Raw genomic sequence first — 16,326 nt, 5'->3', positions numbered from 1 at the left:
GGCATTTATTTCTAATCTTAGCTCGTTATCAAAGATCCCAAATGGGTTCTATAGGGTAAATACTAAAACCTTAACAGCTTCGCTTGAATGTCACTACACATGGGTAGCAAGGAAGCAGAGAAGAATAATTTATAGCTTTAAATGAGAGAATTAGTATTATAACCAGCCAGGATTGGTAAACCCCCTTTTGAAGTTGTTCATGTAGGTGCGATTTCTAATCGCTAGGCTTAAAAAGGGGTAAGAAAGTGAATTTAGGATTATTTTGCGTAATTTTTTCGGATTAACCGTTATTTGGTATACGCTCAATCTCAGCATATCCACTAAAAATTAACTTTTTGCCCTCAGTTTCTAAACGATTCAGCCGCATTTTTACCCCATCCAAATCAAAGCGATCCAAATCGACCATATTATCCAAAATTTCCACCAGTGCTAGGCTCAAAGCTTGTGAGATTTCGCGTTGCGCTTCTGGTACAGAGTCGAGTTCAATTTGCGGGTTTTGGAAGGAAACACGTCGCCGCCTTTCAACAGCTATGGTTAAGATCATACTCAGCGGTACGAGTTCACCATTGTCTAAATCTGCTTTTGCCAGAAGCCGCAGGCGATTTCCCGCCAATATTTCTACCTGAACCTCCGTAAAGGAGACTGGTTTACCGCCAGACAAAGCTGTTAAGCTAGGCACAGACAGGTTAACCAAACGCTTTCTTACCAATTCGGCATTAAAAGCTTTGTTAATGCCTGCTTCTGATAGAATTACTTGGGCGATCGCTTGGGTAGGTTGCTTGAGAGTCAATTTGCCACTTAAGACCGAGCTGAAGTCAATGGCAACGGCGTCCGTTTCAAATGACATTTCCTCTACAGCAAAATCTTTACGGATGACTAAGCCACGGCCACTCATTTTGAAGCTATCAACGCTGCCTTGCAAAAGTTTGCTGGAGGGGTAGCAGCGCACAAAGACTTCTACTGACTCGCTTTGCGTAAACATGTGGCGAATCGTTTGGCTAGCGACTGTATTGAGCATTCGCTCTCCCCAATCTGTGCCTTTAGGATTTGTTAAACCAGTAAGTCCGCCGAACATTAGGTTTTGGGTCTCTAGAAGTTCTTTGTACTTTTGTAACAAAATGTGAACAATACAGCAAGCGATCCCGTGATTAATTGTGTTGATAGGTTGAAGTGGATTAGCTAATAATAGCGATTTATAGCGAGACTTAGTGTCTCATATATCACTTTACCTCTACATATGAGAAGACTGGAAATAGATTATTAGGTAAATCTTTCAGTATTTCTTATGACACAGATAAATATTTTGGAACTCGCTAAACAAGGCGATGTAAATGCGATTCATACTTTGATGAGCCAGTGGTTAAACTCACCCAGTATTACGCCAAAAGTTAGCCTCAAACAAGATTGCTTACAGATAGCGCTGGAATCAGCCGAAGTTCCAGAACAATCGTTAGTCCCAATAATTCGTGATGGCTTGATTGATTTAGGTATTGAATGTACCAAAAAAGTTAAAATATATGGGCGAGAGACGGGTGAAGATTTTCCAGATTGGCAGCAAGAGTTTGAGCTAGCAGCACAGCCAAATTCACCTTTGTCAACGTCTCAAGTTGAATCCACCACTACTATTGCCAACACAAGCGCAGATAGTCAATTATCTATACAACAACCATATTTTTTCGAGTCGTTGTTTGGAGCAGTAGCGGGAACAGCAGGTGCAGTCGGTAGTGCAACTGTTCAAGTTGGGCAAGCTGTTGCAGGAACTGCTATGGAAATTGGTGGTGCGGCTGTTAGTGGTACTGTCCAAACTGGACAAGCTGTCGCAGAAGTTGCTATGGGAATTGGTGGCGCGGCTTTACAAGCAACACAAACCGCAGGGCAAGTACTAACAATTGTTGGTAATAATCCCCCCTTACAATTAGCAATCAAATCTTTAAATCAAGACTGGTTGAATCCCTTGATTCAACAAGTTGATGTTGTTAAGGCTGAGGTGGCTGTGAGAAAGTTACAGCAGGAGTATCCAAACGCAAAACCCGCTGAGATTGCCCATCATCTCATGTTGGAAAAAGCTGTTTTAGCCGGAGGAAGCGGGCTTGTTAGTAGCCTTGCCCCAGGGCAAGCAGCCGCAATGTTTGTAGTTGATTGGGCTGCTACATCTGCATTATCGGTGGAGTTAGTTTATCAAATTGCTGCCGCTTATGGAATGAATTTAAAAAGTTCAGAGCGTAAAGCAGAAGCTGTGGCAATTTTTGGGTTAGGCGTAGGTGGAAAAACAGCAGTCAAAGCAGGTTTGGGTTTGCTGCGAAATATGCCAGTGGCAGGGGCCGTCATTGGTGCTAGTTCAAATGCAGTAATGATTTATGCATTAGGTTATGCTGCTTGTCAATTTTATGAAGCAAAGCAAAATCCATTAACGTTAGAGGCAACATTAGTAGATGCTCAGTTAGAGAGCGAAAAATATCTCGAAGCTGCTATTTCCCAAGAAAAGATTATGGATCAGATTTTGGTTCACGTTGTGTTAGCAGGTAATCCAAATAAATCTTGGGAAAAAATTTTGCCAGAATTACAAGCTGCCAACCTTAGTCCTTCGTCAATCGATGCGATCGCTTGTAATATTAAATCACCACAGTCTTTAGAAAAGCTACTTGAGCAAATTAATAGCGATTTTGCTGTACCCTTAATGATTCAATGCCGTAAGATTGCTCATTTAGATGGGGTAATCACGCCAGCAGAAGCTCAAGTTATAGAAACTATCAAAAAAAAGTTAAACCGTAATTTAGTGGCAGTTAAATAACTTAATACTTAATTATGTAGGCTGGGGGCAGCTTATCTTCATATATCGCACCCAGTCCACAAAACGCCTCACGCCTCACCTCTACCTCGTCAACAGCCTCCTACGTAGTACATCCAAAGCACTACAGGCACTTACATGGCGAATAAAAGACCGATTCCGTGTTGCACCAAACCGATGTTCAAAATTGCTTACTTCACCATTTGGCCCCGCTAAACCGATGTAAACCAAACCCACCGGCTTACTTTCCGTTCCTCCTGTTGGGCCTGCAATACCAGTGACGCTGATCCCCCAAGTTGTCGAGAGGCGAGTTTTGACTCCAACTGCCATTTGCTCTGCAACAATACCACTTACTGCCCCAAATTTAGCTAAATCTTCTGGATTAACTCCTAATAGCCCTACTTTTACGGAGTTGTCATAAGAAATTACCCCACCCCAAAAGTAATCAGAACTACCAGAAATCTCGGTCAACATTTGCCCTAGTCCACCACCAGTACAAGATTCTGCTACAGATAGAGTTTCACCTGATGCTCGTAATAATTGGCCAACTACGGAAGCTAAGGTATCATCGTTGACGCCGTAATAATCTAATCCAGCAATTTCTTTAATTTGTTTCTCAATCGGTGAAATTAAATCTTGGGCTGCTGCTTCGGAAGTGGCTTTAGCGGAAACTCGTAGCCTGACTTCCCCTTTGCCTGCATAAGGCGCAACTGTAGGATTGGGCAAATTAAAATAGGGAGTAACTTTTTCTGCCAAAGCAGATTCACCAATTCCCCAAAACTTTAAACTCCGGCTGTAAATAATTTCTTTGCCCCAGCCTTGGGTTTTGAGATAAGGTACTGCTGTTTCTTCCCACATTCGGTACATTTCTGATGGCACACCAGGAAAAGTGAAAATCGTTACGTCTGGACGGGGTTGCCAAATGATACCAGGTGCTGTTCCTGTGGGGTTAGGTAAAATTTCTGCCCCTTGAGGAATTAAGGCTTGCTTGCGGTTGCTAGCAGTCATCACTCGACCGCGTTGGGCAAATTTCTCAGCCATATCCTCAATGATCTCGGCACGTTCTACCAAGGGAACACCAAAAAAATCAGCGATGGTTTCGCAGGTGAGGTCATCAGGTGTGGGGCCAAGACCACCAGTGAAAATGAGAATTTGCGCCCGTGAAATAGCAATTTCTATAACTCGCTTGAGTCGTTCTGGATTGTCTCCAACTACGGTTTGATAGTAATGAGGAATACCTAGTTGCGCCAATTGTTGGGCTATAAATTGGGCATTGCTGTTGAGGATATCTCCCAACAGCATTTCCGTACCAACACAAATAATTTCTGCACTCATCGAATTTTAGATTTTAGATTTAGATTTTAGATTTTAGATTGAATCCAAAATCCAAAATCCGAAATCTTTAAGATTGTCGAGAGAGTTTCCAAACTCTCCAGCTAGCGTAACTTAGCAATGAAGTTGCAGCGCAGGCATAAATAATACCACTAGGTATGCCAGCAACAGCCAATGCTAAACTTCCAGCCCACAGAGTTAAAGAATAAATAAACAAAACTGCCAATCGATGGGATAAACCAGCCTTGAGTAGTCGATGGTGCAGATGGCTTTTATCCGCAGTAAAAGGTGACTTCCCACGGCGCAACCGCGCTAAAATCACTGCCGACATATCTACAATTGGCACAGCAAGAATCAGGTAAGGCAGTAAAACAGCGGTGAAAGCAGGGATTTTTACTAGGCCGATTACACCCACCGCTGCTAAGGTAAATCCCATAAAATAAGCTCCGCCATCTCCCATAAAAATTTGGGCAGGGTTGAAATTATAGCGGAGAAATCCCAGTGCTGCACCAGCTAGGGCTGCGGCAATCAGGGCTGCTGCTGGTTGGTGCATGAACAGCGACACAACTAGCATAACTACGGCTGCTATTCCAGATACCCCAGCAGCTAATCCGTCTAAACCGTCAATCCAGTTGATAGCATTGACCATCCCTACCAGCCAAATGACTGTAATGGGTAAACTTAGCCAGTCAAGATTGACAATCCCAATTGTGGGAATAGTAATAAAGTCTATACTTACGCCTGCTTTCCAGGCACCTGCTGCCACAATAATTTGCATCAGCAGGCGTTTTAAGGGAGACAGATTGAGCAGATCATCTGCTAAACCAATCAGAAAAAAGCCAAGACCGCCTAAAGTGACTCCCCAAATTTGCCATTCTTTTTCCGGCGGTAGAGTTCCAAACCCACCCAACCACCAGACAATTAGTAGAGAAGTTACAGTCCCTGCGAAGATAGAAACTCCCCCCAGGCGTACCATCGGGCGTTGATGGACTTTTCGCCCGCCAGGTTGATCTACACGTCCACTTTTTATACCAATGTTTCTGACATCAGGCGTAGTCCAGAGAACAACTACGGCAGCGACAAGGAAGGAAATCAGATGATAAATCTGAGGAGGCATCTGTATCTTCAATAATTATTTTGTAAAACAAAAATTTGCCGTGGGTTTTTCTACCTACTATTTACTACATTTCAGCCATTGATCAGCATAGGAACTGGGGATTAGGGACTGGGGACTAGATACTAATGACCAATGACCCTTGAGCAATCCCCTATCTCCGATACTCAAATTTCCTATGCTAGGGCTGGTACGGGAATCTCTAGATGAGAGTATAGAGGGAAGCGATCGCACAATGCTGCTACCCGTCGCCGACAATCAGCGGCAACTTCTTTGGAATCTGGAGATAGCAGGCGATCGGCAATAATGTTACCTATCTCGGTAAATTCTGCCTCTGTTAGTCCCCTGGTTGTCATTGCCGGAGAACCTAACCTCAGACCACTAGTTACAAATGGCGATTGAGAATCAAAGGGAACTGTATTTTTGTTAGCTGTAATATTTACACCACTCACTAACTGATCTGCTTGCTTACCTGTCATGCCAATAGAACGTAGATCTACTAGCATTAAATGGTTATCCGTGCCATCTGATACCAGCTTCAAACCCCGGTTTTGGAGTTGATTTGCCAAAGCACGAGCATTATCAATAACTTGGGCAGAATAAGCTTGAAAATCGGGCTTGAGAGCTTCTCCGAAAGCTACTGCTTTAGCAGCAATCACGTGTTCTAAAGGCCCGCCTTGATTCCCAGGAAAAACTGATTTATCTAGCTTTTTACCAAGTTCCGCGTCGCGGGTCAAAATTAAACCACCCCGTGGCCCACGTAGAGTTTTATGGGTAGTAGTTGTCACGACATCACAATAAGGAATTGGGTCGGGATGAAGACCACTAGCAACTAAACCAGCAATATGGGCAATATCTGCCAGCAAGTAAGCACCGATTTCATCAGCGATACTGCGAAACTTTTCAAAGTCAATTATCCGAGGATAAGCTGAATAGCCACAAATTAGTAGCTTGGGACGCTCTTTCAGAGCCAAATCCCGAATTTGGTCATAGTCGAGTTGTTCTGTTTGCTGGCTAACGCCGTAGTGACTAACTTTAAACCACTTACCAGAGACATTCACTGGCGAACCGTGGGTTAGATGTCCGCCATGAGACAAATCCATCCCCATAATTTTATCTCCTGGTTCCAACAGTGCCAAAAACACTGCAAAATTCGCTTGAGCGCCAGAATGGGGTTGTACGTTTGCATGAGCAGCACCAAACAGTTGTTTAGCACGATTAATCGCTAACTGCTCAACTTTATCGATAAACTCACAACCGCCATAGTAGCGTTTACCAGGTAGCCCTTCGGCGTATTTATTTGTTAGTACTGAACCTTGAGCCGCTAGTACAGCAGCGGAGGTAAAGTTTTCACTAGCAATCAACTCTAAGTGATCGCGTTGACGCTGTAGTTCTTGATTAATTACCTCTGCGATCGCAGGATCAGATGAAGCAAGAAAGTCTGAGTTAGTTCTAGTCACTTCCGTTATCCTTATCAAAGATTGGTACAACAGTTAATTTTGCTTGGGTGTCACACCTAAGTCACAGTCCACAGTCAAGAGTACATATTTCAAAGTCAATAGTTCAATGGCTTTTGACGATTGATGTTTATTTGTGCCGACTTATCTATTATTAGACGCAAGTCACATACTGCACAAAAGCTCAGAATAAAAGGTTTTTGAATTTAAATTTTGAATTTGAATGCCGCGAACTTGTATATGTATTACTTTTTACTAAAAAAACTACTCTCTAATATACACAACATACAATAAATTTAAAGTCTACTTGGCAATATTTTTTAAGTTGTTGTTACCCATATTTTTGCCAAAGAGAGCGTGAGAGGTTACTTTTAGGCGTCCTTTGTCATCCCAAACCACAATCCACTTTTCCAAATTCTCAACTGAGCAAAGCTGGAGCATCTGGTAGTTCTGCTGCTTGGGCGTCTAAAAAGCTGATCCTTCCAAAGTTAAATGTGGGTAATACTGAGGATTTACAGGAGGGATGGGATGCTAATCATTTTAATGGACGATCAAATCCTTGCCCCTGGGCAAGTTTGCCAATCTTGTTTATTAGCTGATAAGAGTGGCCAACCTCGTTGGAGTCAAGGTCAACTGCGTTGCGGTCAACAAGTACGCAAACTCACAGAAAAGCAGGCAGAGCAGTATGAGTGTATGATGGGTTTCCGCATCGCCAATATAGAATAATTGGATCTGCGAGTAAGACCTAGTAACTGCGTTATCCTAGGCTCAAGTAACTGTTGAAATTTAGCCACAGGAGAATGCACGATGTCTTGGCGCGGGTCTACAACGGTTTCCGACCGGATTTTTGCTTGCTTACCTTATTTACTACCTCTGATTGATGGACTTGTATTCGGTTATGTGTCCTTGTTGAGACAATTTCCGGCGCTGCAAGTGTTGCTTTTACCCCTTCAGCCTTTCATCCTCATTTACGGGAGCTTAGGACAATTTGGTCAATTGATTGTTTTCTTTGCCTTGTTTTTTTTGATAGTAAGAAATGAAAAAATCAGTCATTTCATACGGTTCAATACCATGCAGGCAATTCTTTTAGACATCATTGTATTTCTAGGTAGCATAATTTTGCGAATTGTGGCACTTCCTGGTTTAGATTTTGCAGTTCAAACAGTAGCAAGTACCATCTTTATAGGCATAGTGGCAGCAATTGCCTATTCAGTTGCTCAGTCTTTGATGGGACGTTACGCAGAAATTCCAGCAATTTCTGACGCTGTTTATATGCAAGTACGGTAGTAGTTACCGAGGTATCACTGAGTTTTCTAGGCGGCCAATACCTTCAATTTCTACACGGATGCGATCGCCTAGGTTCAAAGGGCCTACACCCTCCGGTGTGCCTGTTAAAATTACATCTCCTGGTAGTAGGGTCATCACTTTACTAATATAGGACACCAAAAAATCAGGAGAAAATACCATCTGATCAATACAACTAGATTGAACTGGATTAGCATCGTCATTCAAAAAAGTCTGTAATCTGGCTCCTGGATTTAATTCTCTAACAATCCAAGGGCCCAAAGGACAGAATGTATCAAAACCTTTCGCTCGCGTCCATTGACTATCCTTTTTTTGTAAATCCCGTGCGGTCACATCGTTAGCGATGGTATAACCCCAAATTTTGGTTTGGGCTTCCTCTGGTGTACAGTCAACGGTGCGATCGCCAATTATTAACGCCAATTCTCCTTCGTAGTCTACCCGCTGCGATAGATGAGGATACTTAATTTCTGTTTCAGAAGCGATAATTGATGTAGGTGGCTTTAGAAAAATTAGTGGTTCACTAGGCACTGGAGTTCCCATTTCCGCTGCATGTTCTGCATAATTTTTGCCCACTGCCACAATTTTTGAGGGAGCACAAGGAGCCAGAATTTGGTAATTATCTGGTTCCAATGTTAAATCGGTAGGTTGCCCTTGTAACCAGGGTGGAGCATCTAGCACTTGGACGTTCAGGGATAATTGTAGTAACCCATAATAAATCTGTCCTTCTTGATTTTGAACTCGCACATAGCGCTGCGCCATAACCTTGATTAATATCCTTTTGGATGCAATGACAATAAGTCCAAAGGTCAACTTCTTCTCTAGCCCCCAAGCAACTTTCCACCAAATTAGCGCTCGGTCTGCTGAACTTCAGAAGTCCGTAGACGCGTCTGCGAAATACCACAGAGTCGGTCAACTTCCTCCCTAGATCTGGAGGTTAGCTTCTTGTTAGAGATCCGAATTTTGGCGGAATTGGCTAAAGATTCAAATTGAAAACTGGTAAGATTATAGTTCCTTGTTGCTTCAGATGTTGATTGGTGCTGGTACTACTATGTTTATACCTGTATAAATTAACATCAGCAGCCAAATTGTCCAAAAGGAGACTAAAAACCATGTCGATAGTTTACGAAACAATGTACATCCTGCGTCCTGATCTAGGGGACGAACAGATAGAACAAGCAATCACGAAATATCAGAACTTGCTCAGGGAACAAGGCGCAGAAAATATCGAAATTCAAAATCGCGGTAAGCGTCGTCTGGCTTATGAAATTAAAAAGCAACGGGATGGCATCTACATCCAGTTCAACTATACTGGGCCTGGAACTGTCATTGCTCCTTTGGAAAGAGCCATGCGTTTGAGCGAAGAAGTGATTCGCTATCTGACTATTAAACAGGAAGTCCACGAGGAAACAGCTGAACCAGTAGCTGTAACCGCCTAAGAAAGTGATAAGTGCTGAGTTGCGACTCAGCGCTTACGTAATTGACTAAGTTAAATTAAAACTCAAAAAAAATATGCCTTTTTTATTGCTGATTTAGTAGGGAATGCTAAATTAACAAATACTTACTCAAAGTACTATGAGCAAAGTTATACATATAAATAAAGTGGACGCGATTCAGAATGGGAGCTGTAAACCACTGTGAGCCAATCTGATATATCCAATACATCCAACATCCAAGCTCTCTCTACGGAAGTATCGCAGCTGCGTCAAGAGTTGCAACTTCGCGATCAATTAGTGCAACAGCTATCTCAAGAACTTTTCCGACTGGTGAAGGGCAATACTAATTTTATGCCCCAGCGATCAGAGTCTGAGCAAGATCTGATTCAATTGCAAGCTTTGCGAGAGCAACTACAAGCTGTTGAGCAGCAAGTAACGTTTTATCAAGAACAAATTACGACTCGTGACACCGAGATTTATCAATTGCGGCAGTCTGTGCAAGAATTAGCCGACCGCAGCCGAATGTTGGAGCAAGTAGTACAGGAGTTACCTCAAATTTACCGTCGTAAGTTCGAGGAGCGCATGACTCCAGTCAGAGAAAAAGTAGCAATGCTGCAACGAGAAAACCGACAACTACAGGCAGAATTGCAAAGTGTCAGTTACCGTTTAGCACTCAAAACTCGTAATGCCAGTCACAGTGGCATTGATTTACCAAATTTTCCTCGCCCAGCATCTGAACAAAATAATATTTCTGCTGTACCAAATACATAAAATTGCCAGTGTAATGGCAGCTAGTCGGCAAGTAATTACTAACTCTCCGACTATTATTTTGTGGTCTCGGATGATAGAATAACTAGTTGGAAAATATATTATTGTCTTTAATTCCGTAGGATTAATGCAGCTAAGTCATGAGATTTTATCCCCAAGCTCAACAGCAGTTATCACGATGATTTTTCCTAGTTAACTTTATCAATATTAAAATCTTGGGTACTTTCATTTCACTAGTGAGTAGCTGATATATCAGCCTACCAAAACATTCTGGGATGAGATCAGCACTTAGCAATAAGATTATCAGCGGCCAGCCATCGGTAATAGACTTTTTTGGCTGCCACGTGAAATTTACTGAGATCGACTTTGCCATTTCCCAAAACACTTAATTTAGCTAGTCTTGGTGTTCAATAGTTAGGTTGATTTAACTATTAAGTGACCGACCAGCTACAAAACCGTTGTTTTTTTTACCTCACCAAACTTTTTTTTGGGGATATAAAGCTGAGTCTGCTGGCACTACTGTATTATCGTTGACGATGGTGAGGGTATCCTACCGGGGAAATTATTAAAAATTGCTAATACTGCTTGATCTCACCATAGCTTTGTTGGTGAAACTAAAATTTAAACTGCTACTAGCAGTCTGTTATCGTTAGCGATCGCAAGGATGTCTTCATAGGTAGGAAAAATTTCAAATACTGAATCGAGTTGAGTGAGTTCCAAAACCAGTCTGACAGGGGCTTGCACGTTGCAAAGAACCAAGCGGCAACCACTCTGGCGCGCTGCTTTGAGTCCTTTTACCAGTGAAACCAACCCAGAACTATCCATAAAATCTACATCTGCCAAATCAATAACCCAAAGTTGATGCGGCTGAGGCACTACTTTAGCCATCTCATCACTTAAAGCTATGCCACCCTGCAAGTCGATACTTCCTTGGGGTTTGAACAAAACTTGTTGAACTTTTTGTTTCAGAGTCATGGATTTAACTGTATGAATTGAAACACTATAACAAAAAACAAAAAATTGACACCAATACTGGTGCGCTTTACAACAGCCAATTTCTGTTTTACTCCGACATTGGGAGTTTTACAGCTGTGAAGTTGAGGCAAGTTTTTTCAGTATTCATGCCGTATAATTTTTCTTAACTTCCCCTAATATAGGCATAAGCACCCAAGAATTTCAGTAGCTTATGTACTTTTTACAAGATTTTTATATTTTTGAGAACTTTGATAAATAGTTTATAAATAATCTATACTAAAGTTCAGTATACCTACTGTTGTGGTAATAACTGATAAATAAAAAATAGTCAATAATTAATATTTAATCGTTAGTATAGACTAAAAGCTATGGTCTCCGTTGAGTGGCTTGATTGACACCCCACCCATAAAGGAGCAAAAATTATAGTACAAGTAAAAATTTGTAAAGACGGCGGTGCGGGATGTCTTTTGAGTTCCTTTCACTAGAAAACATCCAGGAATTCGCCCACCATTATGGTTATTGGGCAATTTTTTTGGGAATTTTGCTAGAAAATTTGGGCATTCCTCTTCCAGGGGAAACTGTGACCTTAGTAGGTGGGTTTTTAGCCGGTAGTCATGAACTTAATTACTGGCTAGTACTCGCTGACGCCGTTGCAGGTGCAGTGCTTGGTGGCACTTGTGGTTATTGGATTGGTAAACTTGGAGGTTGGAGTTTTTTGCTGCAAATTGGCAAATTATTCCGAATTTCTGAAGAGCGACTGCTGAATATTAAAGAACAATTTAGTCAAAATGCTACTAAAGCTGTATTTTTTGGCCGCTTTTTCGCGTTGCTACGAATTTTTGCTGCGCCACTAGCTGGTATAGCCGAGATGCCATTCGGAAAGTTCTTTGTATATAACTTGGCAGGGGCAAGTGCTTGGGCTAGTGTAATGGTGACATTAGCTTTCTTCGCTGGAAGAGTTATCTCCCTAGAACAATTAGTTTCTTGGGTTAGCCATTTTGCGATCGCGGCCTTATTAATCTTGGTTGCCTTAATTGCTGTGCCTTTGTGGTTGGAGTCCCGCCAAGTGAAGCGTGCAACAGGAGAGTAAGGCAATTTAGATTTTTAGATTTTGGATTAATGTCCGATCCAAAATCTAAAAATCTGAAACTAACTATTTTCTAGTTTGCTGTGCCCAAATGCGAGTTGGTAGGCCCCAAACGTAGATAAAGCCTTCAGCCGCCTTGTGATCAAATTGGTCTTCCGCGCCGTAAGTTGCCAAGTCAGGGCTATAAAGAGAATTGTCACTCCAACGCCCAACTAAACTGGCATTACCTTTGAAAAGTTTCACCCGCACAACGCCAGACACTCGCTCTTGTGTATTTTGAATAAAGGCATCCAGTGCCGCTTTCAGTGGGCTGTACCAGAGACCGTTGTAGACTAATTGAGTGTAAGTCTCTTCAATGCCACGTTTGTAGTGGCTGACATCTGCTGTTAAAGTTAAGCTTTCTAAATCCCGGTGTGCCTGAATTAGCACTATCATTGCAGGTGATTCGTAGATTTCCCGCGATTTAATACCTACCAAGCGGTTTTCTATCATATCAATCCGCCCGATACCGTGATTTCCTGCGACCTGATTAAGTTGTTCAATCAGTTCAACTGGGTTTTTTGCTGTACCATTGAGGGTTGTAGGAATACCTTTGTGGAAACCAATTTCAATGTACTCTGGCTGATCAGGAGTATCTGCGATCGCCTTGGTCATCTCATAAATTTCTTCTAGTGGTTCCACTGCTGGATCTTCTAACACCCCAGCTTCGATGCTACGACCGAGTAAATTCTTATCAATGCTGTAAGGAGAAGATTTTTTCACTGGTGTTGGGATACCGAAGCGTTCACCGTAGGCGATGGTTTCCTCACGACTCATCCCCCATTCCCTTGCTGGTGCGAGTATCTTGAGTTTGGGATTTAGCGCTGCACAAGAAATATCAAAGCGGACTTGATCATTACCTTTGCCAGTACAACCATGAGCGATCGCATCAGCACCATATTTTTCGGCTGTTTCTACTAATATCTTGGCAATTAATGGCCGGGCAAGAGCAGTTCCTAAGGGATAACGATTTTCATATAAGGCGTTGGCTTGAATCGCCGCAAAAGCGTAATCTTTGACAAAGCTGTCTTTGACATCCGCTACAAGAGATTCGCTTGCACCCGATTTTAAAGCTTTTTCTCGAACTGGTTCTAATTCATCTCCTTGGCCTAAATCTGCTGCTAGCGTAATCACCTCTTCCACACCCCACTCATGCTTAAGATAGGGGATGCAAACTGAGGTATCCACTCCGCCAGAATATGCCAGGACAACCTTTTTGGCGCGACCCATTAGTTTCTCCAGATAGGAAAACAAACAATGAGTCATTATTATATCTAACTAATACACGTATATTTTATTTAGGATTAAAGTAGCATCGAACCCTTATATAACTAGCCATATAGAATATTTTTCTGATGATTATCATCAGCGTTTATTGAGTATTTGTTAAATTTTGCCAACACAGTGATCGTTTATAGATAAAACTGTTTAATTTAGCTTTTCAAATAACAATTTACAAGAAGATCCATTATCACCTTTGATTAATACTGAGTAGTTGATGCCACTTTTTTTGTAGTAGCTGCTAGAAGATTACCTTGTTTCAGCCTCTAAACAAATTTACCAAGAGAATTTTTGCGGCGAATGCCAATTACAGACGGACGAGGAACACCTGTAGGTTGACCTTGACCACCATCCGCCTGGGAAATATTGCTAGGCCAACTACTACCACGCGGTACAGTGCGAGTTTGATTGAATGTATTACCATTCAAATCCAAGATTTCTATACTGCGGCTTAGGATTGTACCATCGTTAATCGGACAATCTTCACCGGGATGCTGTACCGAAATAATCAGCGTATCACCCACAAAAGTCGGCCCAGTCATTTCACAGCGTACTGGCCCGTAGGCAAATGGTATTACCTGTCCGGCGTTAGCACCACTGGTAGGGATGAAAAACAGCCAATTATTACCAAAAACTCCTGTAAAATCGGAAACGTTACCGCTAGCTGTGTGATTGATAGTAGTTTGCTTGCCAGCAGCACCAGTCTTGAAACCGTTGTGAGTGCCAGTAGACATATCTGTCACACCCCAGACATTTGCCCTATCGTCGAACACTAAATTATCTACATTTGCAAAACCAGCACCAGCCACTGATCCTGCTTCCCCACCTTGAGCTAATCTTTGCCAACGGAAGGTTAAACCTGTACCATCAGCACTATCTTCAATAATTTTGTATAATCCCCCTGATTGCTGGGTAGCGTTAGCAGCTTTGCTTAACTTGGCAACTTGGAAAATTCGTGAATCAGGATAACCATCACTTCCTGGCGCACCATCGGTATAGGCAATAAAAACTTGTTTAGTGCGGGGATGCACTTCTATATCTTCTGGACGTGCTGTAGGAGTTCCCCCAACCAAATTTGCTGCTAAAAAGGCATCACAAAGAACAGCACCTTGGGTAGTGTAAAAGTCAGATAATTTTTTATTTTGATAAGCAGGTAGTACTGTTGCTTCGTTAGTGCGATCGCATTTTAATATCCCACCATCTTCAGTTTGTCCAGCAACGCCATTACGCTTTGGCAAAGGTAAAAGACCTTCTTTTTGAGCCTTTCCCAAAGCTGCAAATTCTACTGAAGAAAGCACGGTTGGCGCAATTGGATTAGTACTAGTAGTTAATAGTAAAGGTATCCATTTACCTGTGCCATCTGGGTTATAACGAGCTACATATAAAGTACCTTTTTCCCACAATCGACTATTACTTTTACTCGTTGGCGAGGAAACTTTACCTGCGCTGACAAATTTCCAAGTGTGTCCCCCACGTCTGTCATCACCCATATAAGCGACTAACTTTTTCCCTGCTTCAACTCGCATGGCAACATTTTCATGATGATAACGGCCCAGCCAAGTGTGTTTGCGAGGACGAAAATTCGGAACTGCGGGGTCAATTTCTACAATCCAGCCGTATTTTTCTCCAACTAAACCAAAAGTTTTGCCAGTGCTGTCATTTGTATAACCAACTTGAGTACCATCACTCTTAACTGCTTCTGTAACGCCAACCGAATTTTGAAAGTTTTCTTCAGCAGATAAAACAGTACCCCAAGGTGTTGTACCGCCAGAACAATTGTAGGCAGTACCAATGATTTTATTATCTAAACCATCACTGCTGAGGTTAAAAACCTGGGTTGCAGCTGGGCCTGTAGCGATTAAATAGTTTTGATCGCCTTTCTGGTAACTGAGATTTCCCCAAGAAGTAACACTTTGATAGCCATCAGTTCTTTGGCTATTTATTCCTAAACCTGAAAGACCATGAATGCGGCGATTTTTAGCATCTTTAACAACACCAAAACGCTTGTTGGTTTTATTGCGGGAAATACGAATGATTGATCCGCCGAGATTATATAAAAATTCACCTTCAGCTTGACGATCTCTAGTAGAGGGTAAAGCCCATCCAATTACTGGTTCAAAGGCAGTGGGTAGGCTTTGTAAATCAGCAGAATCTTCTGATACTAAAGAAGAAATAGGAAAACTTACATACTCGTGATTTACCCACAAATAGCCTTCATCTTTATTCTTATTCAAGGCAATAAAAGCAGTGTAATCGCAGTTGTAGCCGACATATTCATCCTGATTAGGAAACACGCGATCGCCCCAACTAACAATTACATAACGTTCGTATTCTGGCGGTACTACGACATCATCAATTACGTTGTAACTAGTTAAATTTACACCCGCAGATGCATTCAAAACTTGCCCTTGACCTGTTCTAGTTGGTAAATAATTTTTGTACTGTCGATAAATTTGCAGAGGATGAGGTAAACGCACTGGTGTAAAGTTGAGTGGTGCGATTTTTGCTGCTGCAATGCTAGAAACATTGCTAAATTTTTTAGTTCCTAATACAGCAGCGCTTGCAGCCGTCACACTACCAGCAAAAAACATTAAAATTTGTCTTCGGCTTAATTTTGACATCAAAGTTTCCTTGTAACAAAAAAATAATTGTTAGAAAATCTATATATAAAATTTTCTAGGTGTTTAAAACAAATAAGTTTAATTCATTTCGTTGGCATAGATGCATAATTTTTATTAAAAATAATA

At 41.8% G+C, this 16,326-nt stretch carries 14 protein-coding genes; 6 read left to right on the top strand and 8 right to left on the bottom strand.

Going from position 1 to position 16,326, the window contains the following annotated elements:
• Nucleotides 1–280: 280 nt before the first annotated feature.
• Nucleotides 281–1,075: an LmeA family phospholipid-binding protein gene (locus AC5JL8_RS03610; protein WP_495878404.1), complete on the bottom strand. Its 795-nt coding sequence runs from the start codon at nt 1,073–1,075 to the stop codon at nt 281–283.
• 210 nt (nt 1,076–1,285) lie between these two features.
• On the opposite strand from AC5JL8_RS03610, the gene AC5JL8_RS03605 reads away from it, so the two are divergent.
• Nucleotides 1,286–2,791, top strand: coding sequence for a hypothetical protein (locus AC5JL8_RS03605; RefSeq protein WP_495878403.1), 1,506 nt, complete (start codon nt 1,286–1,288; stop codon nt 2,789–2,791).
• An 81-nt stretch (nt 2,792–2,872) separates the two neighbouring features.
• Here the strand turns inward: AC5JL8_RS03605 and AC5JL8_RS03600 are convergent, their stop codons facing one another.
• From AC5JL8_RS03600 to glyA, 3 genes are all read right to left on the bottom strand, one after another.
• Nucleotides 2,873–4,123, bottom strand: coding sequence for a competence/damage-inducible protein A (locus AC5JL8_RS03600; protein ID WP_495878402.1), 1,251 nt, complete (start codon nt 4,121–4,123; stop codon nt 2,873–2,875).
• A 67-nt stretch (nt 4,124–4,190) separates the two neighbouring features.
• Complete coding sequence (locus tag AC5JL8_RS03595; RefSeq protein ID WP_495878401.1) at nt 4,191–5,237, bottom strand: glycosyltransferase family 4 protein; 1,047 nt, start codon at nt 5,235–5,237, stop codon at nt 4,191–4,193.
• A gap of 173 nt (nt 5,238–5,410) precedes the next feature.
• Nucleotides 5,411–6,694, bottom strand: a complete 1,284-nt coding sequence (gene glyA, locus AC5JL8_RS03590; RefSeq protein ID WP_495878400.1) for a serine hydroxymethyltransferase — start codon at nt 6,692–6,694, stop codon at nt 5,411–5,413.
• 525 nt (nt 6,695–7,219) lie between these two features.
• On the opposite strand from glyA, the gene AC5JL8_RS03585 reads away from it, so the two are divergent.
• Entirely contained in the window at nt 7,220–7,417 is a 198-nt protein-coding gene (locus AC5JL8_RS03585; RefSeq protein ID WP_495878399.1) for a hypothetical protein, read from the top strand.
• An 81-nt stretch (nt 7,418–7,498) separates the two neighbouring features.
• A complete protein-coding gene (locus AC5JL8_RS03580; RefSeq protein ID WP_495878398.1) occupies nt 7,499–7,978 on the top strand; it encodes a Tic20 family protein in 480 nt (159 codons plus the stop codon).
• Between the two features lie 3 nt (nt 7,979–7,981).
• Here the strand turns inward: AC5JL8_RS03580 and AC5JL8_RS03575 are convergent, their stop codons facing one another.
• Nucleotides 7,982–8,755: a fumarylacetoacetate hydrolase family protein gene (locus AC5JL8_RS03575; protein ID WP_495878397.1), complete on the bottom strand. Its 774-nt coding sequence runs from the start codon at nt 8,753–8,755 to the stop codon at nt 7,982–7,984.
• Nucleotides 8,756–9,105: 350 nt separating this feature from the next.
• Between AC5JL8_RS03575 and rpsF the strand changes: the two genes are divergently transcribed.
• Together rpsF and AC5JL8_RS03565 are read left to right on the top strand one after the other, a co-directional pair.
• Nucleotides 9,106–9,432 carry a 30S ribosomal protein S6 gene (gene rpsF, locus AC5JL8_RS03570; RefSeq protein ID WP_495878396.1) on the top strand — a complete coding sequence of 109 codons (327 nt, stop codon included), beginning with the start codon at nt 9,106–9,108 and terminating at the stop codon, nt 9,430–9,432.
• Nucleotides 9,433–9,630: 198 nt separating this feature from the next.
• On the top strand, nt 9,631–10,200 hold the full coding sequence (locus tag AC5JL8_RS03565) for an Npun_F5560 family protein (RefSeq protein WP_495878395.1): 570 nt from the start codon (nt 9,631–9,633) through the stop codon (nt 10,198–10,200).
• A gap of 618 nt (nt 10,201–10,818) precedes the next feature.
• Here the strand turns inward: AC5JL8_RS03565 and AC5JL8_RS03560 are convergent.
• Complete coding sequence (locus AC5JL8_RS03560) at nt 10,819–11,172, bottom strand: STAS domain-containing protein (protein WP_495878394.1); 354 nt, start codon at nt 11,170–11,172, stop codon at nt 10,819–10,821.
• Nucleotides 11,173–11,632: 460 nt separating this feature from the next.
• Between AC5JL8_RS03560 and AC5JL8_RS03555 the strand changes: the two genes are divergently transcribed.
• Nucleotides 11,633–12,262, top strand: a complete 630-nt coding sequence (locus AC5JL8_RS03555) for a DedA family protein (RefSeq protein WP_495878393.1) — start codon at nt 11,633–11,635, stop codon at nt 12,260–12,262.
• Between the two features lie 63 nt (nt 12,263–12,325).
• On the opposite strand, the gene AC5JL8_RS03550 is transcribed toward AC5JL8_RS03555, so the two are convergent.
• Nucleotides 12,326–13,528, bottom strand: coding sequence for an argininosuccinate synthase (locus AC5JL8_RS03550; RefSeq protein WP_495878392.1), 1,203 nt, complete (start codon nt 13,526–13,528; stop codon nt 12,326–12,328).
• Nucleotides 13,529–13,845: 317 nt separating this feature from the next.
• Nucleotides 13,846–16,200, bottom strand: coding sequence for a PhoX family protein (locus AC5JL8_RS03545; protein ID WP_495878391.1), 2,355 nt, complete (start codon nt 16,198–16,200; stop codon nt 13,846–13,848).
• Nucleotides 16,201–16,326 lie beyond the last annotated feature (126 nt).

It is taken from the genome of Mojavia sp., assembly GCF_059505145.1.
Note: the sequence above shows the minus strand (reverse complement) of the source record. Positions and strands in the feature narration are given on the sequence as shown.